Origin of the sequence: Pacificibacter marinus (assembly GCF_900109555.1) — a bacterium.
Classification (GTDB): Bacteria; Pseudomonadota; Alphaproteobacteria; order Rhodobacterales; family Rhodobacteraceae; genus Celeribacter; species Celeribacter marinus_C.
In genome coordinates, this window is the sequence record NZ_FNZV01000004.1 from 35,677 (window position 1) to 60,121 (window position 24,445).

23 protein-coding genes and 3 tRNA genes are annotated in these 24,445 nt (G+C 52.2%); 21 read left to right on the top strand and 5 right to left on the bottom strand.

Annotated features, from left to right (window positions below; translation table 11 throughout):
- Window positions 1-81 precede the first annotated feature (81 nt).
- Entirely contained in the window at window positions 82-1,425 is a 1,344-nt protein-coding gene (locus tag BM025_RS06670; protein ID WP_085849162.1) for an 8-oxoguanine deaminase, read from the top strand.
- Window positions 1,426-1,508: 83 nt separating this feature from the next.
- On the opposite strand, the gene guaD is transcribed toward BM025_RS06670, so the two are convergent.
- On the bottom strand, window positions 1,509-2,825 hold the full coding sequence (gene guaD, locus BM025_RS06675) for a guanine deaminase (RefSeq protein WP_085849161.1): 1,317 nt from the start codon (window positions 2,823-2,825) through the stop codon (window positions 1,509-1,511).
- A gap of 133 nt (window positions 2,826-2,958) precedes the next feature.
- Here guaD and mgtE point away from each other — a divergent pair, with 133 nt between their 5' ends.
- The 12 genes from mgtE (at window position 2,959) to BM025_RS06735 (ending at window position 12,252) form a co-directional block, all read left to right on the top strand.
- Window positions 2,959-4,350, top strand: coding sequence for a magnesium transporter (gene mgtE, locus BM025_RS06680; protein ID WP_085849160.1), 1,392 nt, complete (start codon window positions 2,959-2,961; stop codon window positions 4,348-4,350).
- A gap of 47 nt (window positions 4,351-4,397) precedes the next feature.
- Complete coding sequence (locus BM025_RS06685; RefSeq protein WP_085849159.1) at window positions 4,398-4,967, top strand: 5-formyltetrahydrofolate cyclo-ligase; 570 nt, start codon at window positions 4,398-4,400, stop codon at window positions 4,965-4,967.
- Between the two features lie 70 nt (window positions 4,968-5,037).
- On the top strand, window positions 5,038-5,850 hold the full coding sequence (locus tag BM025_RS06690) for a TIGR00282 family metallophosphoesterase (protein ID WP_085849158.1): 813 nt from the start codon (window positions 5,038-5,040) through the stop codon (window positions 5,848-5,850).
- A gap of 132 nt (window positions 5,851-5,982) precedes the next feature.
- Window positions 5,983-7,764, top strand: a complete 1,782-nt coding sequence (locus BM025_RS06695; protein WP_085849157.1) for an SLC13 family permease — start codon at window positions 5,983-5,985, stop codon at window positions 7,762-7,764.
- Window positions 7,765-7,875: 111 nt separating this feature from the next.
- A complete protein-coding gene (locus BM025_RS06700) occupies window positions 7,876-8,625 on the top strand; it encodes a YebC/PmpR family DNA-binding transcriptional regulator (protein ID WP_085849156.1) in 750 nt (249 codons plus the stop codon).
- 168 nt (window positions 8,626-8,793) lie between these two features.
- Complete coding sequence (locus BM025_RS06705; protein WP_085849155.1) at window positions 8,794-9,414, top strand: LysE/ArgO family amino acid transporter; 621 nt, start codon at window positions 8,794-8,796, stop codon at window positions 9,412-9,414.
- Between the two features lie 30 nt (window positions 9,415-9,444).
- Window positions 9,445-10,332: a DMT family transporter gene (locus BM025_RS06710; protein WP_085849154.1), complete on the top strand. Its 888-nt coding sequence runs from the start codon at window positions 9,445-9,447 to the stop codon at window positions 10,330-10,332.
- Window positions 10,333-10,421: 89 nt separating this feature from the next.
- On the top strand, window positions 10,422-10,664 hold the full coding sequence (locus tag BM025_RS06715) for an HP1242/YdcH family protein (protein WP_085849153.1): 243 nt from the start codon (window positions 10,422-10,424) through the stop codon (window positions 10,662-10,664).
- Window positions 10,665-10,822: 158 nt separating this feature from the next.
- Window positions 10,823-11,524: a thermonuclease family protein gene (locus BM025_RS06720; RefSeq protein WP_244515519.1), complete on the top strand. Its 702-nt coding sequence runs from the start codon at window positions 10,823-10,825 to the stop codon at window positions 11,522-11,524.
- Between the two features lie 128 nt (window positions 11,525-11,652).
- Window positions 11,653-11,728 (top strand) — tRNA-Val (locus tag BM025_RS06725).
- Between the two features lie 311 nt (window positions 11,729-12,039).
- Window positions 12,040-12,116, top strand: a tRNA-Asp gene (locus BM025_RS06730).
- A 59-nt stretch (window positions 12,117-12,175) separates the two neighbouring features.
- Window positions 12,176-12,252: transfer RNA gene (locus tag BM025_RS06735), tRNA-Asp, on the top strand.
- Between the two features lie 78 nt (window positions 12,253-12,330).
- On the opposite strand, the gene BM025_RS06740 is transcribed toward BM025_RS06735, so the two are convergent.
- Together BM025_RS06740 and BM025_RS06745 are read right to left on the bottom strand one after the other, a co-directional pair.
- A complete protein-coding gene (locus BM025_RS06740) occupies window positions 12,331-13,728 on the bottom strand; it encodes a helix-turn-helix domain-containing protein (RefSeq protein ID WP_085849152.1) in 1,398 nt (465 codons plus the stop codon).
- Between the two features lie 121 nt (window positions 13,729-13,849).
- Entirely contained in the window at window positions 13,850-15,055 is a 1,206-nt protein-coding gene (locus tag BM025_RS06745; RefSeq protein ID WP_306455984.1) for a multidrug effflux MFS transporter, read from the bottom strand.
- 228 nt (window positions 15,056-15,283) lie between these two features.
- On the opposite strand from BM025_RS06745, the gene BM025_RS06750 reads away from it, so the two are divergent.
- From BM025_RS06750 to BM025_RS06785, 7 genes are all read left to right on the top strand, one after another.
- Entirely contained in the window at window positions 15,284-16,816 is a 1,533-nt protein-coding gene (locus BM025_RS06750) for an acyl-CoA carboxylase subunit beta (RefSeq protein WP_085849150.1), read from the top strand.
- Window positions 16,817-16,837: 21 nt separating this feature from the next.
- Window positions 16,838-17,200 (top strand): hypothetical protein, encoded by a 363-nt coding sequence (locus BM025_RS06755; RefSeq protein WP_085849149.1) that lies wholly within the window; start codon window positions 16,838-16,840, stop codon window positions 17,198-17,200.
- Window positions 17,200-17,622 (top strand): DUF6497 family protein, encoded by a 423-nt coding sequence (locus BM025_RS06760; protein WP_085849148.1) that lies wholly within the window; start codon window positions 17,200-17,202, stop codon window positions 17,620-17,622. The genes BM025_RS06755 and BM025_RS06760 overlap by 1 nt, the downstream gene beginning before the upstream one ends.
- 44 nt (window positions 17,623-17,666) lie before the next feature.
- A complete protein-coding gene (locus tag BM025_RS06765; protein WP_139204552.1) occupies window positions 17,667-17,849 on the top strand; it encodes a hypothetical protein in 183 nt (60 codons plus the stop codon).
- 19 nt (window positions 17,850-17,868) lie between these two features.
- Complete coding sequence (locus BM025_RS06770) at window positions 17,869-18,264, top strand: hypothetical protein (RefSeq protein WP_085849221.1); 396 nt, start codon at window positions 17,869-17,871, stop codon at window positions 18,262-18,264.
- Window positions 18,265-18,615: 351 nt separating this feature from the next.
- Complete coding sequence (locus BM025_RS06780; protein ID WP_085849220.1) at window positions 18,616-18,816, top strand: hypothetical protein; 201 nt, start codon at window positions 18,616-18,618, stop codon at window positions 18,814-18,816.
- A gap of 179 nt (window positions 18,817-18,995) precedes the next feature.
- Window positions 18,996-20,993: an acetyl-CoA carboxylase biotin carboxylase subunit gene (locus BM025_RS06785; RefSeq protein ID WP_085849219.1), complete on the top strand. Its 1,998-nt coding sequence runs from the start codon at window positions 18,996-18,998 to the stop codon at window positions 20,991-20,993.
- 59 nt (window positions 20,994-21,052) lie between these two features.
- On the opposite strand, the gene BM025_RS06790 is transcribed toward BM025_RS06785, so the two are convergent.
- Window positions 21,053-21,511: a DUF4174 domain-containing protein gene (locus BM025_RS06790; RefSeq protein ID WP_085849145.1), complete on the bottom strand. Its 459-nt coding sequence runs from the start codon at window positions 21,509-21,511 to the stop codon at window positions 21,053-21,055.
- A 108-nt stretch (window positions 21,512-21,619) separates the two neighbouring features.
- Here BM025_RS06790 and scpA point away from each other — a divergent pair, with 108 nt between their 5' ends.
- Window positions 21,620-23,755 (top strand): methylmalonyl-CoA mutase, encoded by a 2,136-nt coding sequence (scpA, locus tag BM025_RS06795; protein WP_085849144.1) that lies wholly within the window; start codon window positions 21,620-21,622, stop codon window positions 23,753-23,755.
- Window positions 23,756-23,849: 94 nt separating this feature from the next.
- Here the strand turns inward: scpA and BM025_RS06800 are convergent, their stop codons facing one another.
- The gene (locus BM025_RS06800; protein ID WP_085849143.1) at window positions 23,850-24,383 is read right to left on the bottom strand and encodes a Na+/H+ antiporter NhaA; all 534 of its coding nucleotides are present in this window, start codon (window positions 24,381-24,383) and stop codon (window positions 23,850-23,852) included.
- Window positions 24,384-24,445 lie beyond the last annotated feature (62 nt).

Consider the following 24,445-nt stretch of genomic DNA (forward strand, 5'->3'; position numbering starts at 1 on the left):
CACCAACAGGGCCGGGCAATCAACAAGGCCAGTCACCAACGATGTGAGGCGCTATAACTTTACGATCTGAAAGGGCTTAAAATGCATCCTTGTTTCATTATTCGTGGCGCAGATGTCGTTGTGACGATGGATGACGCACGGCGCGAGATCAAAGGCGGTGATATTTTGGTCCGCAATGGCGTGATCGAAGCTGTCGGTACGCTTTTGTATGATGACGATGCGCAAATCATCGATGGGCGTGGCTGCGTTGTGACACCTGGTTTGGTGAACACGCACCACCATTTGTTTCAGACGCTGACACGCGCTGTGCCCGAGGCGCAAAACGCTTTGCTTTTTGGTTGGTTGCAGCAACTTTACCCGATTTGGGCGCAGTTCACGCCGGATCACATGCGCACCTCTGCCATGGTGGGACTGGCGGAATTGGCCTTTTCGGGATGCTCACTGACCTCAGATCATTTGTACCTTTACCCCAATGGATCGCGGTTAGAAGACACCATTGATGCCGCCAAACAAGTCGGCATTCGCCTGCATGCCACACGTGGCGCGATGAGTATTGGTGAAAGCGATGGAGGTTTGCCGCCTGACAGTTTGGTCGAGCGCGAAGACGATATTCTAGATGATTGCATCCGCGTGATTGATGCATTTCATGACCCAAATCCCGGTGCGATGATCCGCATTGGTGTTGCGCCATGTTCGCCCTTTTCCGTCAGCCGAGATTTGATGCGCAACGCGGCACTTTTAGCGCGCGATAAAGGCGTGATGATGCATACGCATTTGGCCGAAAACGATGAAGATGTGGCCTATTCCTTAGAAAAGTTCGGCTGTCGTCCGGGGCAATACGCCCAAGATTTGGGCTGGGTGGGCCCTGATGTGTGGCACGCGCATTGTGTCAAACTGGATGTGTCCGAAATCGAATTATTTGCCCAAACAGGCACAGGTGTGGCTCATTGCCCATGTTCAAATTGTCGTCTTGGGTCTGGCATCGCTCCTGTGCGCGCGATGCGGGATGCCGGGGTCAATGTGGGGCTTGGGGTCGATGGATCAGCGTCCAACGATGCCGGTAATCTGGTGTCAGAGGCGCGCCAAGCCATGTTGTTGCAACGTGTGATGAACGGGGCTGACAAAATGAGTCCACGTGAGGCCCTGGAGATCGCGACGCGCGGCGGGGCGCAAGTGCTGGGTCGTGATGATGTTGGACAAATCGCTGTGGGTATGCGGGCCGATATTGCCCTTTGGGATGTCTCTGACATTGAATCTTCGGGCAGTTGGGATCCTGCTGCGCTGCTTTTGGCAGGTCCAACGCAGGTCAAGCATCTCTTTGTCGAGGGCAATCAGATCATCAAAGACGGCTGGCTTGCGACGCTGGATATAAGGCGGGTTCTGGATCAGCAATCAATGTTGGTACAGGGCCTTATGGGGCGCTAGATCGATGTTGTGTGTCATAGTGTTTGGCTATCGTTTTTGACGCGTGTGCAACGTGGTCACGTGAAATAGCGACACACAAGCGATTACGCCACAGGGATGCCCATCACATAGGTTTTTGAAATAGCACGATCATCGCCCATCATGATGGTGGGAAATACGGATTCCCAAATGGTTTGGGCTCTTGCGCTACGCTGCGCGATTTCAGGTGTGGATGCCAAATCAATGACTGTCAAATCCGCTTCCATCCCGACCGCAATGCTGCCGATCTGTGCGCCCATATGCAGTGCCTCGGCGGACCCTTTTGTGGCCAACCACAACAACTGCGCTGGGTGCAATGCTGTGCCTGTCAGCTGACCTATTTCATAGCTCGCTGCCATGGTCCGCAACATTGAAAAACTGGACCCACCGCCAGTGTCCGTAGCCAAACCAACGCGTAAACCATCTGCTTTACGTGCCGCCATATTGAACAAGCCTGATCCAATAAATGTGTTTGAGGTTGGGCAATGTATGAGCGAGCTGCCAGTGTCTTGCAGGCGCGCAATTTCGCGTGGCTCCAAGTGAATAGCATGGCCAAACAAAGCGCCTTTGCCAATCAATCCATATGTTTCATAGGTGTCCAGATAATCGCGCGCGTTGGGATAAAATGACTTTACCCATGCGATTTCATCGGTCTGTTCGCTTAGATGAGTTTGCATTAAACAGCTTGGGTTTTCGGCCCAAAGCGCACCAAGCGCTTCGAGTTGCTCAGGGGTTGAGGTGGGCGAAAATCGCGGCGTGATGGCATATGTTGCGCGGCCTTTACCGTGCCATTTGTTCAACAAAGCTTTGGACTGGTCATAAGCAGTTTGTGCTGTGTCACGCAGACCCTGGGGGGCTGTGTCTCGGTCCATACAGGTTTTGCCTGCAACAATGCGCATTCCGCGCGTTTGAGCGGCTTTAAACAGCGCATCCACAGATTCAGGATGAATCGTGCAAAAGGACGCAACCGTTGTGGTGCCATGAGACAGCAAAAAATCCAGATACAAGTTTGCAATCTCGCGGGCATAGGCGGTATCTGCAAAACGCTGTTCTTCGGGGAATGTGTAGGTGTTCAGCCAGTCAATTAATCGTTTGCCCCAAGAGGCGATGATGCCCGTTTGCGGATAATGTGCATGAGCGTCAATAAAGCCGGGGCTGATCAACGCGTCCCCATGATCGTGTACGGTGGCGTGCGGCGCGGTGCGGCGCAGGGTGCTGAGCGGGGCAATTTGCGCAATCAGTCCATTTTTAATCAAAATGGCGCTTTTTTGTGCTGTCACGGCTTGTTCGGCAGGCAAGGTAAATGGATCGCCATGATACGTGACAATCTGACCCGATATGATGCTGTCTTGCGTGACTTTTGATCCGAGAGGGCGTGACATGGCAAACTCCAAAAAAATATTACGCTAACCTAGAACGAGGAATTTCGAAGGTAAATCGATCTAGCCCCTGTTTCTTGATCTCTTGGTGCCGTAGTGTTTGCAAAAGAGGCAACTTAAGGTCCGTGAGCACAGTATGGTTGAAGAATTCGCACAGCAAGAACAGAACGAAACGCAGGACGAAGATGGTTATGTCTTAAGTCCTAGGGTTATCTCTGCGATTCTCTTTGCCGTAGAAACGCAGGACCAAGCTAAACTGATCGACTTGATGGAACCGCTGCACGCGGCTGACATCGCCGACCTTTTGGAGCAGGTCAACGCCTTTGATCGGCGCAGGCTTGTCGAACTTTACGGGCGCGAGCTGGACGGTGAAATCCTGTCCGAGGTGGATGACGGTATCCGCGAAGAAGTTATCGCGCTTATGCGGCCCGAAGTTTTGGCCGAGGCTGTGCGTGATCTCGAATCTGACGATGTTGTTGATCTGATTGAAGATCTCGAAGATGACGCGAAAGAAGCGATCTTGGCCTCGCTCGAAGATGCTGACCGTGTCGTTGTCGAACAGTCTTTGTCCTACCCTGAATTTTCCGCGGGCCGTTTGATGCAGCGCGAAGTGGTGATGGGGCCTGAGCACTGGAATGTAGGTGAAGCAATTGATTTTATGCGCGAAACCGAAGGTCTACCCGAAGATTTCTACCACATGGTGATTACAAATCCACTGATGCATCCCATCGGTCACGTGACACTTGGCAAGATTTTGGGCGCGCCGCGTTCCCAGTTGTTGCGCGATATTTTGGAACCGGGATTTCGGACTTTTCGCGTCGATGAAAGCGAATCTGACGTCGCTTATGCGTTCAACCAATACCATATGATTTCCGCGCCTGTGGTCGATGACGACGGCCGTGTGATCGGTGTGATCACCATCGATGACGCGATGAATGTGCTTGATGAAGAACACGAAGAAGACATCATGCGCCTTGCGGGTGTTGGCGATGGAACTTTGTCTGACCGCGTGTCTGAGACCGTAAAGCAACGCCTGCCTTGGTTGGCGGTGAACTTGATGACGGCGATCATGGCGTCGTTGGTTATCGCCCAATTTGAGGCCACAATTACAGCACTGGTGGCTTTGGCTGTTTTGATGCCCATCGTGGCATCCATGGGGGGTAACGCGGGTACGCAGGCGCTTACCGTGGCTGTGCGCGCGATTGCCACACGCGATTTGACCGGTGCAAACGTGTGGCGGGTGATCCGGCGCGAGGTGCTTGTGGGGTTGGTTAATGGTTTGATTTTTGCCGTGATCATGGGCGCCGTTGGCATGATTTGGTTCGGCTCTCCGGCGCTTGGCTTGGTGATTTCTACCGCTATGGTAATCAATTTGGTCGTCGCTGGGTTGGCAGGCATTGGCGTGCCTGTTGTGTTGGAACGGATCGGCGTCGATCCCGCTTTGGCGTCTGGCGCATTCGTGACCACTGTGACCGACATTGTGGGATTTTTCGCGTTCTTGGGGCTTGCCGCTACATTTTTATTGTAAAATATTGTGAGCCGAAATTTCGGGACTAAAATGTCAGGGGCGTTGATTTGGTAGATGTGAGTGTTGATTTAAAAGCCATTGCCCGCAAGCGCGCGCTTGAACAACGGGGCATTGCGCATCTACGCGACCAAGAGCGTGCCGCACAAGCTGGCGCTTTGTTGACTGGATTTTTAACCCCCTATTTCGGCAAAGTTATTGCTGGATATATGCCGATTAAATCCGAAATTGACCCTCTGCCTGCGATGCATTTTTTATCGAAACAAGGCCCTGTTGCTGTGCCTGTGGTCGAGGCAAAGGCAACTCCGCTTCGGTTTGATACATGGACCCCAAAGGCCCAGATGGTCGCCGGAGCATATGGGGCTCAGGTGCCGAAAGTGTCAAAGCCAGTCGTCCCTGATGTGTTGATTGTGCCGCTTGTGGCCTTCAATCGTGCGGGGCATCGGCTTGGGTATGGTGGCGGATTTTATGATCGCACTTTGGCCAAATTACGTGAGACCCAAGACGTGTTTGCAGTTGGATTCGCTTATAGCGGGCAGGAAATGTCTGATTTTCCAGTGACACAGTTTGACGTGCCTTTGGATGCTATTGTGACCGAAGCCGAAGTTTTCACGCTCTAGGTAACTTACGCGCTCATTTGGGGGCGTGCGGGGCTTGCATTTGCACGCCAAGGGCGGATAAGCCAGTCGCATGAAAATTCTATTTCTCGGCGATATCGTCGGTCGCGCAGGGCGCGATGCGGTGATCCAACGGCTGCCCAGTTTGCGTCAAGACTGGAAGCTCGATTTTGTTGTGGTGAACGGTGAAAACTGCACCAATGGCATGGGCTTGTCTGCGGACCACGCCAAGCTTTTGCTTGAAGCTGGCATTGATTGTTTGACCCTCGGCGATCACGCGTTTGATCAAAAAGACATGATGCAGTTTTGCGAAACTGAGACGCGGATCATTCGCCCGATTAACTTTGCCAAAACGGCGCCGGGACGTGGCGTGCGCATCTTTGAAGACGCGCGCGGTCGTCGCATTTTGGTGGCGCAGGTTTTGGGGCAAGTGTTCATGAAGCGCGCCTTTGATGACCCATTTTCTGCATTAGACGATGTGTTCAATCGTCACAAACTGGGCGGACAAATCCAAGCTGCGTTGATTGATGTACATTGCGAAGCCACATCTGAAAAAATGGCGATGGGGCATTTTTGCGATGGCAAGGCGTCAGTCGTTGTCGGCACGCACACCCATGTTTGTACCGGAGATGCACAAATTTTGCCCGCTGGCACGGCCTATTTGACCGACGCTGGCATGTGCGGCGACTATAATTCTGTGATTGGTATGGACAAAGCAGAACCGCTGCGTCGCTTTATCACAGGCATGTCAAAGGGGCGGTTTGAACCTGCAAAAGGTGAAGCAACCCTGTCTGGCGTTTACGTGGAAACAGATGACCGCACGGGCCTTGCCACACGGGTCAAACAAATCCGCCATGGCGGCCGTTTGGAACAAAGTCAGCCTTAATCGCACGGCATTGTTTTCGCACAATGAAACCTCAAAGATGACTTTGAACCCTCTACATGCATTTTGCAGCTTGTGGAGGGCGTGTCTCCGCGTCCATTATACGCGCAGTCTTTATCAAGTCGTTGAGGTGGCATGGAGATTTTTCATTTTGAACCGATGACACAAGCAATTGTGTCTTTGGTGGTGGTCGGGTTCATGTTCGTGCTGTTTGTGCGCGAGGTTTTCCCGACTGAAGTGGTCGCCTTAACAGGAGCCGCTTTGATGATGGTCTTGGGGATTTTGCCCTATGATGCTGGCCTGGCTGTTCTGGCAAACCCCGCGCCTTGGACCATTGCCGCGATGTTTATCGTGATGGGCGCTTTGGTGCGCACCGGTGGGCTTGAATGGTTCACGCGCCTTGCGGGGCGTTCAGCCGAAAAGCACCCGTCGTTGTCCATTGGAATGCTCTTGGCTGTGGTTGTCGTCTTGTCCGCATTCGTGGCCAACACCCCCGTCGTGGTCGTGATGATTCCTGTCTTTGTTCAGCTCAGTTCAAAGATTGGTATTTCGGCGTCTAAGCTTTTGATCCCGTTGTCCTATGCCGCGATCATGGGGGGCACGATGACGTTGATCGGGACCTCGACAAACCTCTTGGTTGATGGTGTGGCGCGTGCCCAAGGCATGGAACCTTTTTCGATTTTTGAGGTCTCAATTCTTGGGGCGATCATTGTCGTTTGGGGGATGGCCTATTTGTATTTCATCGGTAGGCATCTGCTGCCTGAACGGGACAGCTTGGCCAATATGCTGAGCGGCTCACGGGGCAAAATGAAGTTTTTCACCGAAGCGATTGTGCCTCCTGACAGCAACTTGATCGGGCGCGAAGTTTTGGATGTTCAACTGTTCAAGCGCGAAGGTGTGCGGTTGATCGATGTGGTGCGCGGCGACACGTCACTGCGCCATGCCCTTGAAAGCGTCGCGCTTGAGGTTGGGGATCGCATCGTGTTGCGGTCGCAAATATCCGAGCTCTTAAGTCTTCAGCGGGATAAGTCTCTCAAACGTGTGAACCAAGTGTCGGCAGTCGAAACGACGACCGTGGAAACGCTGATCACGCCCGGATGCAAAATGGTTGGCCGTTCACTGGTGTCCATGCGTCTGCGGCGGCGGTACGGGATTTATGTTTTGGCTGTTCATCGACGCAACCAAAACTTGGGCCAAAAGATCAATGATTTGGTCGTGCGGGTCGGTGACACATTGCTGATTGAGGGCGCGCCTGCCGACATTCAACGCCTTGCTGCGGATATGGATATGGGCGACGTGTCAAAGCCGACCGAGCGCGCGTATCACAGATCACATGCACCGATTGCGCTGATCGCGATGTTTTCCATCGTGATTTTAGCCGCCTTTGGCGTCGCGCCGATTTTGATGCTGTCTGTCGTTTCCGTCGCGGTGGTTCTGGTCACGCGCTGTATTGACGCCGAAGAAGCCTTTTCCTTTGTTGACACCCGACTGCTGACTTTGATTTTTTCGATGCTGGCTGTCGGAGCATCGCTGCAGGCTTCTGGCGCTGTTGCTATGATCGTGGGGTGGATCGCGCCGTTGCTTGATGGATTGCCGATCTTCTTTGTGATCTGGTCAATCTATTTGATGACATCCGTTTTAACCGAACTTGTGTCCAACAATGCTGTGGCTGTTGTGGTCACTCCGATTGCCATCGCGCTTGGGCATCAAATGGGGCTTGATCCACGTGGACTTGTTGTGGCTGTGATGGTCGCTGCATCTGCATCTTTTGCCACGCCGATTGGCTATCAAACCAACACGATGGTTTATGGGCCGGGGGGGTATAAGTTCACTGATTATATGAAGGTCGGTATCCCGCTTAATATTTCCATCGGGCTTTTGTCATCGGCGGTTATTCCATTTTTGTGGCCACTTTAATTTAGCAACTGGTTGGTTTGGCGCGTTCATTCGATTGGCTGGCCTTGCAGGCACAGGCCCGCATCGCCTATACGTGGGCAAAGCTGAAATTCTAGTTGCGAAAGGCTCCTCATGGCAGGCCACTCAAAATGGGCAAATATCCAACACCGTAAAGGTCGTCAGGATAAATTGCGTTCGAAACTCTTTTCCAAACTCGCCAAGGAAATCACCGTTGCGGCGAAAATGGGCGATCCCGATCCAGATAAAAACCCGCGTTTGCGCATGGCTGTGAAAGAGGCGAAATCAGTCTCTGTGCCAAAAGATGTGATTGATCGCGCGATCAAAAAAGCCATCGGCGGCGATGCGGAAAACTACGACGAAATTCGCTACGAAGGCTACGGTCCCAATGGTGTGGCTGTGATTGTGGAAACGATGACAGACAACCGCAATCGCACCGCATCTACTGTACGGTCTACGTTTTCCAAAAACGGCGGTAACTTGGGTGAAACAGGGTCTGTTGGGTTCATGTTCGACCGCAAAGGGTCGATCTCATACACGCTTGAAGTTGGCGATGCTGACACCGTGATGATGGCCGCCATCGAGGCGGGCGCAGAAGATTGCGAAACCACAGAAGACGGACATCAGATCACGTGTTTGGATACAGATCTCAACGAAGTTTCCACTGCTTTGGAAGCTGAGCTCGGTGAATCTGAAAGTACCAAATTGATTTGGCTGCCAAATATTCAGACAGAACTTGATCTGGATGGTCTGGAAAAGTTGATGAAGCTTGTCGATGCTTTGGAAGATGATGATGACGTGCAAACTGTCACCACAAACTTTGAAGCCTCAGATGACGTTATGGCGCAATTTTCAGACGAATAGTCACATGGTGCTGCAGGCCAAAACCGAAACTTGGCTTGCACCAAACTGATATGAGCTCCGCCAAGTTAGGCGGGGCTTTTTTCATGGCGTGAGAGTTATGTGTGTTTTGAGCGTTAGCCATGTTTTGCAAAATCTTGATGCACTCTGTGCTGAGTTGTAAGGACAAGAATGTTTGATGGATTTTCACTTGCAACGGCCATAACGGGCGCGCTGACTGGGCTGTCATTGATCGTGGCAATCGGATCGCAAAATGCCTTTGTTTTGCGGCAAGGATTGCGACGAACGCATGTTTTGCCCGTCGTGCTGGTGTGCGCTTTGTCGGATGCCATTTTGATTTGCACGGGCATTTTTGCTTCGGCTTGGATCACCACGATTATGCCAGCATTTTTGCCTGTCATGCGCTGGGGCGGGGCTGTATTTTTGATCGTCTATGGAGGGCTTGCTTTGCGCTCTGCCATACGCGGGGGGCAAACTCTGTCTGGCGAAGGCGATAAAGCCCAATCGGTCTTTGCCGCTATCATGACATGCTTAATTCTGACATGGCTGAACCCGCATGTTTATTTGGACACCGTGGTGTTGCTCGGGGCGATTTCAACAGAATTTGGGTCCACACGCGGGTCTTTTGCACTTGGTGCGGTTTTGGCATCGGTTTCATTCTTTGCGACGCTGGGATATGGTGCTCGCTTTTTGGCGCCGATCTTTGCAAAAGAGATTGCTTGGCGCTGCCTTGATGTTTTGATTTGCTTCATCATGTGGGCCATCGCTGCCACATTGGTTTTTTCGGCGTGAGATACGGCGAGAGGCTGTAAAGAGTTCAAAATGACAGACACATCGATTTCTAAACCATTAGCAGGCGTTTTGTGGATGGTAGTGACGACCATTTGTTTCGTTTTGGTCAATGTCACCGTTAAAATCATCGGTACAGGGCTTCCCATCGCGCAGGTCGCTTTCATGCGATTCTTATTGGGGTTGGTGTTCTTGATTCCAATGCTAGGGGCCGTGCGCCGCGTGCGGCTGACGCGGGCAATCGTTTGGTTGTCGCTTGGGCGTGGTGTGGTTCATGCGGTTGCTATGGGGCTTTGGTTCTATGCGATGACGCGCATTCCTATGGCCGAAGTGACCGCGATGAATTTTATGAATCCCGTCTATGTGACCCTTGGGGCTGTGGTCTTTTTCAATGAAAAAATAGCGCTGCCACGGATCCTTGCGCTTGGGTTGGCCGTGATTGGTGGTTTGGTGATTTTGCGCCCCGGTCTGCGCCCTATTGATCCGGGGCATGTTGCGATGATTTTCGCCGCAGTCGCCTTTGCGGGTAGTTATCTTTGCGCCAATGCCATGTCCAAACGGGTGCCTGCTACGGTCGTGGTGTTTGCGCTGTCGACTGTTGTGCCATTGATCTTGGCACCTTTCGCGATCGCGGTTTGGCAAACGCCCACATCAATGCAGGTGCTTTTGATCTTTTTGACCGCTTTTTTCGCCACTGTGGCCCATTATTGCATGACGCGGGCGTTTGCTTGCGCGCCGCAATCTATCGTTCAACCGGTGTCTTTCTTGCAGTTGGTCTGGGCGATGATACTTGGGGCTGCTTTGTTTGGCGAAGGCTTTGACGGGTTTGTCATGCTTGGCGGAGCGATGATCATGGGGTCTGTGACTTATATCACCATGCGCGAGATGCGCGCCAAGCGTCGTGCAAAAATAGCATCTTAAAAGACGCAATCTGTTGATCCGTGTCAAAGCCATGGTTCGTGAAATCAAACACACTCAAGCTAAGGAAACGCATAGATAGGAGACGCACTATGTCCAATACACCACATGAATTGTCAGCCGACTTTCCCGAGCTTGCCGATAAAATATCTGCGATGAAAATGTCAGATACGCATTTTGCGCGTTTGCTGGAAGAATACCACGCATTGAATCGCCAAGTGCATCGTGCAGAAACTGATGTCGAGCCTATGGATGATTTGGCACAAGCTGAGCTTCGCAAAAGCCGTATGGCATTGAAAGATGAACTGTACCAAATGCTAACTGCGGCAGCTTAAACGCACTGCCGGAACTGTCTGGTTCAATTACTTGTGGGCACGTTAACCGTAAGGTGACGTGCCCCTTGTGTATGTTCTTGTTTTACCCCGTATGATGAGGCGTGAAGTGGGGTATTATACAATATGTTGCGGCTTTCTCAGCCGTGCTGGGGCTCAGTGTGGCTTTTCCAAACGTGCGCTCTGGCGGCGTTGAGGCGGTGCAGGCACGTCAAGTCTCCAAAAGCAGTATAGACAATGATGCGCCGCATTTTACAGGGCAGGCGCGTGTGATTGATGGCGATACATTGGCACTTGGCGCTGTGCGCATTCGACTGCACGGCATTGATGCGCCAGAGGTCTCACAGACCTGCACAGATACGCATGGAGCAGTCTGGAGTTGCGGTCAGTGGTCTAAGGCTGCGCTGGAACGACTGGCATCTGAAACGGTGAACTGTGTGCAAAAAGACATTGATCGCTATAGCCGCATTGTGGCTGCTTGTTATGTGTACCAAATCGACATCAATGCTGCAATGGTCGCAAAAGGCGCGGCCTTTGCTTATGCCAAATACTCAACCGATTATATCGCCGATGAAGCCCAAGCGCGTCGTTTGGCAACGGGAATGTGGCGCTCTGGCGTTCAAACACCGTCTGACTATCGCGCAGATAAACGTGCGGGGCAGCAAAGCCAACAGGCTTCAAGGGGTGTCGCGCCAGTCAAGGGGTGTGCAATCAAGGGCAATATTTCCCAATCTGGCCGCTTGTTTCATGTTCCAGGGTCGCGTTGGTATGATGGCACCCGCATCAACACTAACAAAGGGGAACATTGGTTTTGTTCCGAAGCTGAGGCACGGGCCGCTGGATGGCGTGCCGCGCGCAGTTGAAATTTTCTATCTCTCCATGCGATTTGGGTAAGTCTCTGCATTTGATATTGGTCTTGAACAAAGAAGTTCACAAAAATCGCATAAAGCCTCTTGTACCCACTGTCAGCATCCGCTAAATCGCCTGCACCGGGTCGTTAGCTCAGTTGGTAGAGCGCTTCGTTTACACCGAAGATGTCGGGAGTTCGAGCCTCTCACGACCCACCATTTCAAATCAATATCAAGATACATCCGACAGGTTTACCTGTCATCGACGCGACATGATATTGAGCTGGGCTAGGGTGTACCAAGCCAGCATTCTACGCCTCACACCTCACAATTCTCTTGCGTTAGACTAAAGACGCCAAGTCGAATTCAAGCCTCTATTGTGTGTTTTGGGGGTGATTTATGACATCCGCTTTGCCGGCGTAATTTTTTTTGCCAGCGAACTCACATTTCGTGCATATGGCGCTTGACGCGCAAGCCGTGCGGCCATAGAACGCCCCAACGTTCAGAAGGAAACGACTGAATGGTAGCGAGCGGTTGTAGCTCAGTTGGTTAGAGTACCGGCCTGTCACGCCGGGGGTCGCGGGTTCGAGTCCCGTCAACCGCGCCACGCTACCTCGTCCATCGGGACGCCTCGAAGTGAGGCAGGAAATAGCCGAAAGGCAATGCGCGGTTGTAGCTCAGTTGGTTAGAGTACCGGCCTGTCACGCCGGGGGTCGCGGGTTCGAGTCCCGTCAACCGCGCCACTTTTCTTCTTACAAATTTGAATAGTGGTGCTTACAGCGCGCAATTTCTATTGCCGTTTTATTCCATAACCTGTGCGATTATTCTATCGCGTAGGGCAGGGTGCCACGTCTGTTGGGGTCAATCGTTAATGCGCGTTCCAGTGGCGGGACTGAGCGTTGATGACAGGTCGCGCGCTCGCAAATACGGCACGAAATCCCGATCGGCTCATAGGCGCTTGGTTTTTTCACATCCAAATCATCGGCGTAGACCAAATCAGCGGCATGATTGATCTCGCAGCCCAACCCAATCGCATAACGGCGCACGGGCGCATGGAATGAGCCGCCAGATTTTGACACGTCGCGGGCAATCGATAGGTATCGCACCCCATCCGGCGTTTCGGCCAGTTGGCGAATAAATCGTCCGGGTGTTTCAAAGGCTTGATGCACATTCCACAGCGGGCATGCGCCGCCATAGCGCGCAAATTGCAACCGAGTTGATGAATGCCTTTTGGTGATGGTGCCTGCTTGATCGACGCGTACAAAATAAAACGGAATGCCCTTGGCCCCTGAACGTTGCAAGGTGGACAGGCGGTGGGCGACTTGTTCGATTGAGGCCCCAAACTGATCGCTGAGCATTTCTAAATCGTGACGCATCTCGCGCGCGGCCGTCCAGAACGCGGTATAGGGCAGCAAAGCGGCCCCAGCGAAGTAATTGGCCAAGCCGATCCTTGCGATTTTTCGTGCGTCTTCGGTGTGAAACCGTGCCAAATCCAGCGTGGCCTCAAGTAAATCATGCTGCGTAAGCAGGGCCAGTTGATGCAGGATTTGAAAGCTTTGCGTCGCGCGCGATGTGCGGGCGCAGACCGACAAAATCCCGCGCTCTTTGTCAAATTCACGGACGTTGCTGGAATTATACCGCACGTGAATTCCCAACGTCTTGAGTGTTTCAATTGCGGCCACCGTGGCGTCGCGGGCGGTGCCATTTGGCGCTGCAAAATGCTCTGCCGCACGGTCTATCGAATCAATGTAATTGTCACAGTAGTGAAAAAAGTCACGGACCTCTTCCCATGGAGATGGGCGGGCAGGGCTTTCATCACGTCCAAGGGCTTCGTCCAGAGAGGCCAGACGTTCGGTGCCCTGCCTGTAGGCGCTGTGCAGTTTGAGAAAGGCTCGGGCAAGCGCAGGGGCGTTGCTGGCGGCCAATCGCAAGTCTGCCAGAGGCGGTGCGCCATCGGCGAACACAGGGTCTGCCAAGGCTTCGCGCATGTCCGTCACCATGCGTTCCGCGTCGCCTGTTGACAGTTGGGTCACATCGAACCCAAACTCTTGCGCCAGCGCCAAAACCACACCTGTCGATACAGGGCGATTGTTGTTTTCCATCTGGTTGAGATAGGGCAGTGACACGCCAAGCTTTTCGGCAAAAACACGTTGGGTTAAGCCCAAACGCGTGCGTGTTTCGCGGAGTTTCGCGCCGGCGTAGAGTTTTTGCTGTGCCATGGAGCCTCACACGATTTGCATTTTTGCGTATGTTCAGCATCGCCTTTGCAAACATTTTGCGCAAGCCGTTTTGCGGCCCGCCTCCTGCGACTGTTTGGCACTCAAAGTGTGTTTGTATGTCCTACGCGTTGAGGGCGCGCTCGCGGCGCATGACCCATAGAATGCAAAGAATACTGACAAAAGACACGGCCATCATGATCAAAATCAAAGGCAGGGCGCCATGTTCTTCGGACATGACAGATCCTGCGGCAGCTGACAGTGCTGCGCCGCCGCCAATCATCATCGCCCCGCCAAGCCCCGCTGCGGTTCCTGTGAGTTTAGGGCGCACTGACATTGATCCTGTGACTGCATTGGGGATGGTCAAACCATTGCCAAACCCGAGTGGAATCAACAAGGTAAAGAACCAAAAAACAGTGATTTGACCCGTGACGATGAAAAGCGCGCACAGGGCGATGCCCGCAAATGTAAAGAGGGTCCCAATCAGGCACATGTTGTTCATGCCAATGCGTCTTGAATAGCGTGCGGATAGAAAATTCCCAAAGAAATACCCAATGGCAGGGGCGCCGATGCCCATGCCGAGGGCTGCTTCAGAGATGTGAAATATCTGAACGCCTACAAACGGCGCGCCCCCTATAAAGGCGAAAAATGCGCCAGAAGCAAAAGCTGAACACAGGGCATATCCCATAAAACGCTGTGATGACAAGAGGTCTGGAAAGCCTTTGATCATTTGAAAAAAAGATCCGCTGGATGCAGGGGCTGTTTCGCCCATATCGAAATACACCAAGATAAAGAGCGCTACACCACATGAAAACATAAGCCAAAAGGTACTTTGCCAGCCAAAGGCCAAGGTCAAAAAACCGCCAAATGTGGGCGATACCATGGGCACGAGCGACATGCCCATCGTCACATAGGCCATCATGGTTGCGGCCATATCACCGGGGTATATATCGCGCACCACAGCACGGGACAAAACCATCGCTGTGACGATGCCTGCTTGGGCAGCGCGCATGATGAGAAAGGTTTGAATAGTGGTGGTTTGCATGGCCGCATAGGATGCAAGGATGAACAAAAGAACCCCCGCAAGTGCCACGGGACGTCGCCCAAACCGATCCGACATAGGGCCGACGATCAGCTGCAAAATAGCGTTCATCCCCATAAAGACACCCACAGAAAGCTGCATGTATTTATAGTTTGTGCCGAAGTAATCGGTCATTTCAGGCAGCGCTGGTAAAAAGACGTTCATCGCCATGGCCGAAATCCCAGCCATTAAAACAAGCGTGAGAATATGGGGCGGTGTCGTACGGTCTAAAAAGCGTATTTTGGGCATTTTTGTCATTTGTGAACAATAGCTTCGTCTAAGGCTAAGTCTATCGCAATCGTGGCGCGTTTTTGCACAGGGCTTTGTAGAGTTTGGAGCACCGTTGAGGGTCTGTATGGTTTGCGACTTTGCAATTAACGTTGGGCATTGTTTGCATCCTTTGCAAATCTGCCAAACTTTGCTTTGAGCATACGGTTTGCAAGGCTAAGGTAAGGCGACCCGAAGAGGAGCCACCCTGTGAAAGATATTATCCAAGAACTTCATGATCGCCGCTCAGATGCCCGTTTGGGCGGAGGCCAACGTCGCATTGATGCACAGCATGCCAAGGGCAAACTTACAGCACGTGAGCGTGTTGAGTTGTTGTTGGACGATGGCAGCTTTGAAGAGTTCGATATGTTCAAAACTCACCGCTGCACTGATTTTGCTATGGAGCAATCCAAGCCAGCGGGCGACGGGGTGATCACGGGCTGGGGGACTATCAATGGCCGTATGGTCTATGTCTTTTCTCAAGATTTTACAGTGTTTGGCGGATCTTTGTCCGAAGCACACGCAGAGAAAATCTGTAAAATTATGGATATGGCGATGCAAAACGGCGCGCCCGTCATTGGCATTAATGATTCTGGTGGCGCACGCATTCAAGAAGGCGTTGCATCGCTCGCAGGTTATGCAGAAGTGTTTCAGCGAAATATCATGGCGTCTGGCGTGGTGCCGCAAATCTCTGTCATCATGGGGCCGTGCGCGGGCGGCGCGGTGTATTCACCCGCGATGACCGACTTTATCTTTATGGTTAAAGACACGTCTTACATGTTTGTCACGGGGCCTGACGTGGTCAAAACCGTGACCAACGAAGTGGTGACGGCAGAGGAACTTGGTGGCGCATCCACACATACCAAAAAATCATCGGTCGCGGATGGCGCGTTTGAAAATGACGTGGAAACCCTGACCGAAGTGCGCCGTTTGGTGGATTTTTTGCCGCTCAACAATCGTGAAAAAGCCCCCGTGCGCCCGTTCTTTGATGCGCCAGACCGCATTGACGTGTCGCTTGATACGATCATTCCCGACAATGCAAACACGCCTTATGACATGAAGGAAGTGATCCATAAGGTCGTTGATGAAGGCGACTTTTACGAAATCCAAGCTGAACATGCCAAAAATATTATCACAGGTTTTGCGCGTCTCGAAGGGCAAACAGTTGGCGTTGTGGCCAACCAGCCCATGGTGCTGGCAGGGTGTTTGGATATCGACAGCTCTAAAAAGGCCGCGCGGTTTGTGCGCTTTTGTGATGCCTTTGAAATCCCCGTTTTGACGCTTGTTGATGTGCCTGGGTTCTTGCCTGGCACAAGCCAAGAATACGGTGGCGTGATCAAACACGGAGCGAAACTTTTGTTTGCTTACGGCGAAGCCACGGTTCCCAAAGTCACTGTAATCACACGCAAAGCTTACGGTGGCGCGTATGATGTGATGGCCTCGAAACACCTGCGCGGTGATTTCAATTACGCATGGCCCACGGCGGAAATCGCGGTGATGGGGGCAAAGGGCGCGACCGAAATTATTCACCGTGGCGATCTTGGGGATGCGACTAAAATTGCAGCCCACACCGCAGATTATGAAGACCGTTTTGCCAATCCATTTGTGGCGGCAGAGCGCGGATTTATCGACGAGGTGATCCAGCCTCGGTCGACCCGCAAACGTGTCGCGCGGGCTTTTGCATCTTTGCGCAATAAAAAGCTCGAAAACCCGTGGAAGAAACACGACAATATCCCTTTGTAGATCGGGATTTGTGAGGACATCATGGGAAAGTCGAAACATCAACACTGGCATATGCTGCGCGAGGCCGACGGGCTGACACTGACGCGTCGCCTGCCTGCGCGCTTTGATTTTGCGGCAAAAACCGTAATTTCAGGTGGCGCGGCTCTGCGCAAAGGTCGGGTTGCAACGCAAGTGCGTCAAGATATGTGGCGCGCGCTGCAATCTTTGCGCGGGTTTGCGCCCGTGGTGCAGTTGCGTGTCGTGGGGGATGATCTTGAGATTACTGCGGGCGGGTCTGTGTCGGGCCAGTTCCCCAAATTGCGGTCCATCGCGCTGGTGTCTGATGTTCTTGAGTGCCCAGAGCGCCGCGCGCGTTGGATGCGCAGTGCGCAAAGGGTAACGTGATGCGGTATCCTGCATTTACCACTGCATTGATTTGCACAGTTTTGAATGGAACGGGGTTGGCAGCACAGGCGGACATCGTTCCCAAAACGCTTGCGCCCATCACAGTGCCATCCGGCCAACCGGTTCAGTTTTTTGAAAGCTTATTGGATCGCCCTGCCATGGGACTGACGGCGCGGTTTCGGTTTGTTGCGCCCCAGTTGCCGCAAAAGCTGGCCGATCTGGGCTATGAGCAGCTTGAGGCTGATATGGCGTATCTGTGTGACACCTATGCCTTGCCGCGTCTTGCGGGACCTGTTCCATCGATGATTGTTATCTCAATGTCTGACCGCGCCGTTGAGTTTGCTTCTACTGAAGCAGACGTGACACAAGTGTTCGAAGCCTACCGCCCTTCTGGTGACATATGCGAATGGGAGGCGTTCTGATGCGATCACATCTGCCTTCATCGCATATTTTTCAGCAGGTTTTCATGCGTATTTTGCAAATAATGACTGCCTTTGCCTGCAAATATGCTCTGTTCAATGACACCGACAAAAGATATTTCCTCGCAAGTCAAATCAAGGCACGCACCACGGTGGGCGTGACTATATTGGCCGCCAGCGCCGTGGTCACGATCGACCCGATCGCGCGCAGACCGCAGGAGAACGCATAACATGCCACCCAAAGATTACATGCCCAAACACAAAGGGTTCCCAAGCCGGTTCCCCGGATCAGATTTTCAATTCACCATCCGCCGCGCCAATCCCAAAGGTGTGACGCCGATCAAAGCCCTTGAGCGCTTCAAAGATCGCAAATCCGTCGACAAACGGGTTGATACGGCCTTTATCACGACGCTTTGGAATTACTTTGGCGAAGAGCCTTTTGAACGCGGCAATTTGGATGCAGGGCGGTTGTCATGGTTTTGGGGGCGCGAAGTTGTGCCAGCTGATCCTGATAACTTCGATCCTGCGTCTTATGAGGCGTTGATAAAAATCAACGTAAAAATCGCGCAAGTGACATTTCCCGAATTGTTCGTGGCCGATGATCCGTTTGAAGATGACGCTGAGAACGATGAGGATGACAGGTAAGATGCGCGGATTGTCGCTTTCACTCAGCCCCAATGGGCAAAGGCACGCCAGTTTTGGCGGGGCGTTTGCGCGGGGGCTTGTGTGTGCGGCAATTGGGTTTCACGATACACGTGAACAAGGATCCCCGAATGTTGAATGCCTTGTTCTCGCGCGTTCTCGCGTCCCTTCCCCTCTGGCAAGGATTGCTACAACAGATTGCAATCCTTGCTTTTTTTTCAAGTCTCAGCGACTGCAGGCGTGCTATGCGCCGTCTTTCGCCGACACTGCTATTTTGTTTAGATTTTACTTTTCTCAGCGGTCTTTATGGGGCAAGCTGATAAAAAATATTCTTCAACAAAGAGCGGTAAAATCATGCGTAAATCATTTATCACACTCGCCCTCGTGTCTGTCACAGCCCTTGCTGGTTGCATGGACAATGACTCTGAGCGCGCGATTGCAGGCGGCCTTGCTGGGGCGCTCATTGCAGACACAACAGGCGGCAGCGCCACAACCGGTGCAATCGCAGGGGCCGCAGCTGGCGCGCTTTGCGACGACGTGCGTTTGTGTAACTAACACTGCAGTCACATTTATAGCTTCAAGCGTGCAGATTTGCGTGTTTGGACATCGTGAAAATAAAGGTTTTCGAGCTGGCCCGCTCGGAAGCCTTTTTTCATGCGCATGATTTAGACACTTTCGCGCGCCGCATGGGCAACGTGTTGGCACGGCGATATGAGGACAGAAAGGGAGAGCACATGTTTGATAAGATACTGATCGCCAACCGAGGCGAGATTGCCTGTCGTGTGATAAAAACCGCTCAGAAAATGGGGATCAAAACGGTCGCTATTTATTCGGATGCGGACAAAAATGCGCTGCATGTGAAGATGGCGGATGAAGCTGTCCACATCGGACCTGCGCCAGCCAATCAATCCTATATCGTAATCGATAAGGTCATGGATGCGATCCGCCAAACAGGGGCGCAAGCCGTGCATCCTGGGTACGGATTTTTGTCTGAAAATTCTAAGTTTGCCGAAGCTTTACAGGCCGAAGGTGTTGCTTTTGTCGGTCCGCCTGTGGGCGCGATCGAGGCTATGGGCGATAAAATCACCTCTAAAAAGCTGGCGCAAGAAGCCGGCGTTAGCACTGTTCCCGGGTATATGGGCTTAATTGAGGACGCCGATGAAGCCGTCAAAATCTCGAATGAGGTTGGTTATCCGGTGATGATCAAAGCCTCTGCCGGCGGCGGTGGCAAAGGTATGCGTGTGGCCTATAATGATGACGAGGCGCGCGAAGGCTTTCAATCGTCGAAAAATGAGGCCGCGTCGTCATTCGGCGATGACCGTATTTTCATTGAGAAATTCGTCACTCAACCGCGCCATATTGAAATTCAGGTGCTCTGTGACAGTCATGGCAATGGCATTTACCTGCACGAACGTGAGTGTTCGATTCAGCGCCGCAATCAAAAAGTCATCGAAGAGGCTCCGAGCCCATTCTTGGATGCAGCAACGCGCAAAGCCATGGGTGAGCAAGCCGTCGCACTGGCGCAGGCTGTGGATTACACCTCGGCCGGTACTGTGGAATTCATCGTTGATGGCGACCGTAATTTCTATTTCCTTGAAATGAACACGCGCTTGCAGGTCGAGCACCCTGTGACCGAGATGATCACGGGTATTGATCTGGTCGAACAAATGATCCGCATCGCAAATGGTGAAGCGTTATCAATCAAACAAGACGATGTGCAGATGAATGGCTGGGCGATGGAAAGCCGTCTGTACGCCGAAGATCCTTACCGTAATTTTCTGCCTTCAATCGGCCGTTTGACCAAATACCGCCCGCCAGCCGAAAGCGTCTCTGACACTTGCGTTGTGCGTAATGACACAGGCGTTTTTGAAGGTGGTGAAATTTCGATGTACTACGATCCGATGATCGCCAAACTGTGCACGTGGGGGCCAACGCGGGATGCGGCCATCGCGCATATGAGCGACGCATTGGACGCGTTTGAAATCGAAGGTATTGGGCACAACTTGCCATTTTTATCTGCCGTAATGGATCATCCGCGTTTTGTTTCGGGCAATATCACCACTGCATTTATCGAAGAAGAATACCCCGAAGGATTTGAAGGCGCTGTGCTCAGTGACGCGCAGCTGAATAAAATAGCTGCGTCTTGTGCTGCCATGTACCGCGTGTCCGAAATTCGGCGGTCCCGCATTTCGGGCCGTATGGACAATCACGAGCGAAAAGTGGGTGCTGATTGGGTTGTGCAGATTGCCGGCCAAGATTTCCCTGTGCGCATTGATGCCGATAAAACGGGCTCAAACGTCACGCTGAATGGCCAAACTCTGCGCATTGAAAGCGAATGGGTGCCGGGGCAAACTTTGGCCGTTGTGCGCGTCGATGATGTTCCGATCACATTGAAAGTTGGTAAGGTGGCTGGGGGATTTCAAATCCGCAATCGTGGGGCTGACCTTAAAGTCTTTGTACGCAGTCCGCGTGCGGCTGAGCTGTCTAAATACATGCTTGAAAAGTTGCCACCTGACACATCGAAATTGCTGCTTTGCCCCATGCCAGGGTTGATCGTCAAAGTCGATGTTGCTGTTGGGGACGAGGTCCAAGAGGGTCAAACCTTATGTACGGTCGAGGCGATGAAAATGGAAAACATTCTGCGCGCTGAACGCAAAGCTGTGGTGAGTAAAATCAATGCGGTCGCAGGCGATAGTCTCGCCGTTGACGAAGTGATTATGGAGTTTGAATAACCCATGACGCTGTTGACTGCACCTCAAAGTATTGACCGAAACGCCGCGCACTTTGCGCTTTATCGTGCAGCTTGTGCGGCGTCTTTGGCGGCTTTGATTTCTTGCTGGCGCAGCGGAGTTTTGTCGATGGCACGGGTGATCTCGCGCAGATCCCAAGGGTCGGGTTTGCGAAACATCACAGCGCCATTTTTGTCCACAACCACAAGCGAAAATCCACGCGGTCGCAAGGTTTTGCGGACAGGGCTCAGTGTATCGGGATCGGTATCAGTCAACACCACAACATCGCGTTCAGTCAGCAGTTCTGGACGATCAGTCAACAAATTCATTTGTCTGACAAAATTCAGATCAAGCGGGTTGTCTGCAAAAACGACCAGTACGCGGTTTGTCCATTTAAAATCTGCCAAGTCTATACCTGACGCATTTTGCCCCAGTTCAACCGTCGCAGCGTCTTGTGCAAAGCTTGCGGGCGCAAACATGATAGAAATTGCGCTTAGAGCGCTGAGAAATATGTGTTTCATCGATCCTCCGGTCCTTTTCTATATAGGGGCTTGTGCAGGATTTACCAAGGAATCCAACAGGTGTTTTACTGCGATGGCCCCGCAGCGCACCGTGTGAAAGGAACTCGCATGACTGATCGAAAACTCTGGACTGAACTTGCAGGCAAAGAGCTTCGCGGCAAACCTGTTGAAAGCCTTGAATGGGATACGCTTGAAGGTATCAAAGTCAAACCGCTGTATGATGAAGGTGACATCAAAGATTTGCCGCATCTTGGTAATACGCCGGGGCAAGCGCCCTTTACGCGTGGCGTCAAAGCGACGATGTATGCGGGGCGCCCTTGGACCATCCGTCAATATGCTGGGTTTTCAACGGCGGAAGAATCGAATGCCTTTTACCGCAAAGCGCTAGATGCAGGCCAACAAGGTGTCTCTGTCGCTTTCGATTTGGCAACGCACCGTGGGTACGACAGTGATCATCCGCGTGTCGAGGGCGATGTCGGCAAAGCTGGCGTGGCGATTGACAGCGTTGAGGATATGAAAATCCTGTTCGATGGCATCCCGCTAGACAAAGTGTCGGTATCGATGACGATGAACGGCGCTGTGATCCCAATTTTGGCGAGTTTCATTGTGACGGGCGAAGAGCAGGGGCATGATAAAGCCCTGCTGGCGGGCACCATCCAGAACGATATTCTCAAAGAATTTATGGTGCGCAACACGTATATTTATCCACCCGAACCATCGATGCGGATCATCGCGGATATCATCGAATACACGGCCAATGAGATGCCGAAATTCAACTCGATTTCGATCTCTGGCTATCACATGCAAGAAGCTGGCGCGAACTTGGTGCAAGAACTTGCATTCACTTTAGCGGATGGGCGCGAATACGTGCGCACAGCGATCAAAGCGGGCATGGATGTCGATAAATTCGCGCCACGTTTGTCGTTCTTTTTCGCCATCGGCATGAACTTTTTTATGGAAGCCGCCAAACTGAGGGCCGCGCGTTTGCTATGGACGCGGGTGATGGATGAATTCGATCCAAAGTTGGAAAAGTCCAAGATGTTGCGCACACACTGCCAAACCTCTGGCGTGTCTTTGCAAGAACAAGACCCCTATAATAACGTGATCCGCACCGCATATGAGGCGATGTCGGCGGCTTTGGGCGGCACGCAAAGTCTGCACACCAACGCATTGGATGAAGCCATTGCTTTGCCAACAGAATTTTCAGCCCGCATTGCGCGTAACACGCAACTAATTTTGCAAGAAGAGACAGGCATCACCAATGTCGTCGATCCGCTGGCGGGATCGTATTACGTCGAAAGCTTGACTGCGGAATTGGCAGACAAAGCTTGGGAATTGATGGAAGAGGTCGAGACCATGGGCGGCATGACCAAAGCAGTCAATACCGGTATGCCGAAACTGCGCATCGAGGAATCTGCGGCCAAACGACAAGCATTGATTGATCGCGGGACCGAGGTGATCGTGGGCGTTAACAAGTACCGCAAAGATAACGAAGACCCGATCGATATTTTGGATGTAGACAATGTGGCCGTGCGCGCGAGCCAAGTTGCACGACTTAAGCAAATCCGTGCCACGCGCGATGAGGCGTTAATGGCTGAAACTTTGGCTGATCTTGAGGCCGCTGCGCAATCTGGCAAAGGCAATCTATTGGCATTGGCCGTAGAAGCGGCTCGTGCTCGTGCCACAGTGGGAGAAATTTCAATGGCGATGGAAAAATCATTCGGGCGACACCGCGCCGAGGTCAAAACTTTAGCGGGCGTCTATGGTGCCGCTTATGAAGGCGACGCAGGCTTTGCGCAGATCCAAAAAGACGTTGAAACTTTTGCAGAAGCCGAAGGCCGCCGCCCGCGTATGTTGGTGGTGAAAATGGGCCAAGATGGTCATGACCGTGGGGCCAAAGTCATTGCCACAGCTTTCGCCGATATAGGGTTCGACGTTGATGTTGGTCCGCTGTTTCAAACCCCTGCTGAAGCCGCGCAGGATGCCATCGACAATGACGTACACATCGTTGGTATTTCATCGCAAGCCGCGGGGCACAAAACCCTTGCGCCGAAACTGATTGATGAACTGAAAGCCCAAGGCGCGGGCGATATTATCGTGATTTGTGGTGGGGTGATCCCGCAGCAAGACTACGCCTTTTTGAAAGAGGCTGGCGTCAAAGCGATTTTTGGCCCGGGGACCAATATCCCAAACGCTGCGCGTGAAATCTTGGAATTGATTGGATCAAGCCCTAACAAATCATGATTGCCCATCGGTGAAACGTGAGTGATGAACCCGATATGAAATGACATGTTGGACGTATCAATCTTGCACACCTGTCCAATCGAAGAGGTGCGATTTAGATTTCCTTTTCTGTTGGATTTTTGGGGCACGGGGATCGCGCTTGTACAACCAGCCATTTTGAACTTTTAGGGTAATTTATGGCATCTGATGCGAATTGGCTTTTGGCGTTGGAAGGTGACGCAAAGCTGTCATGCACCCTATCAGTCATATGACCCGCGCCAAATGGTTTGCGCGCCACGCCTGTTTTGACCAAAATCGAAGTCATGCCAAAGACACCTATTTGTTTGCCTAAAATCAGACCTGCGGCAACGCCCAAGGGCAACGGATCAAACAGGTTGGAAAATGTTATGCTTTCAAACACAACGCCTGCGTTGGCAAAAGCAAAAATAGGCACGATGCCGAACAAGACGTAAGGCGACAATGCGTGCTCTAATGAGTGCAGTGTGGATTTGCCCCACTTGTCTTTCATTGGGATGAAAAGGCTGTGATGACACCGCACAAGGTCATCCAAGATCGCCAGTGTTGGTAAAAATACTTTGAGCGATGTTGGGACTCTTGCCACCATCATCGCTGCGGTGGCTGAAAACATTAGAATGATGCCGCCTGAGGCCTCACTATCGAAAAAGTTTTCTAGTCATCTTAGGAGCATTT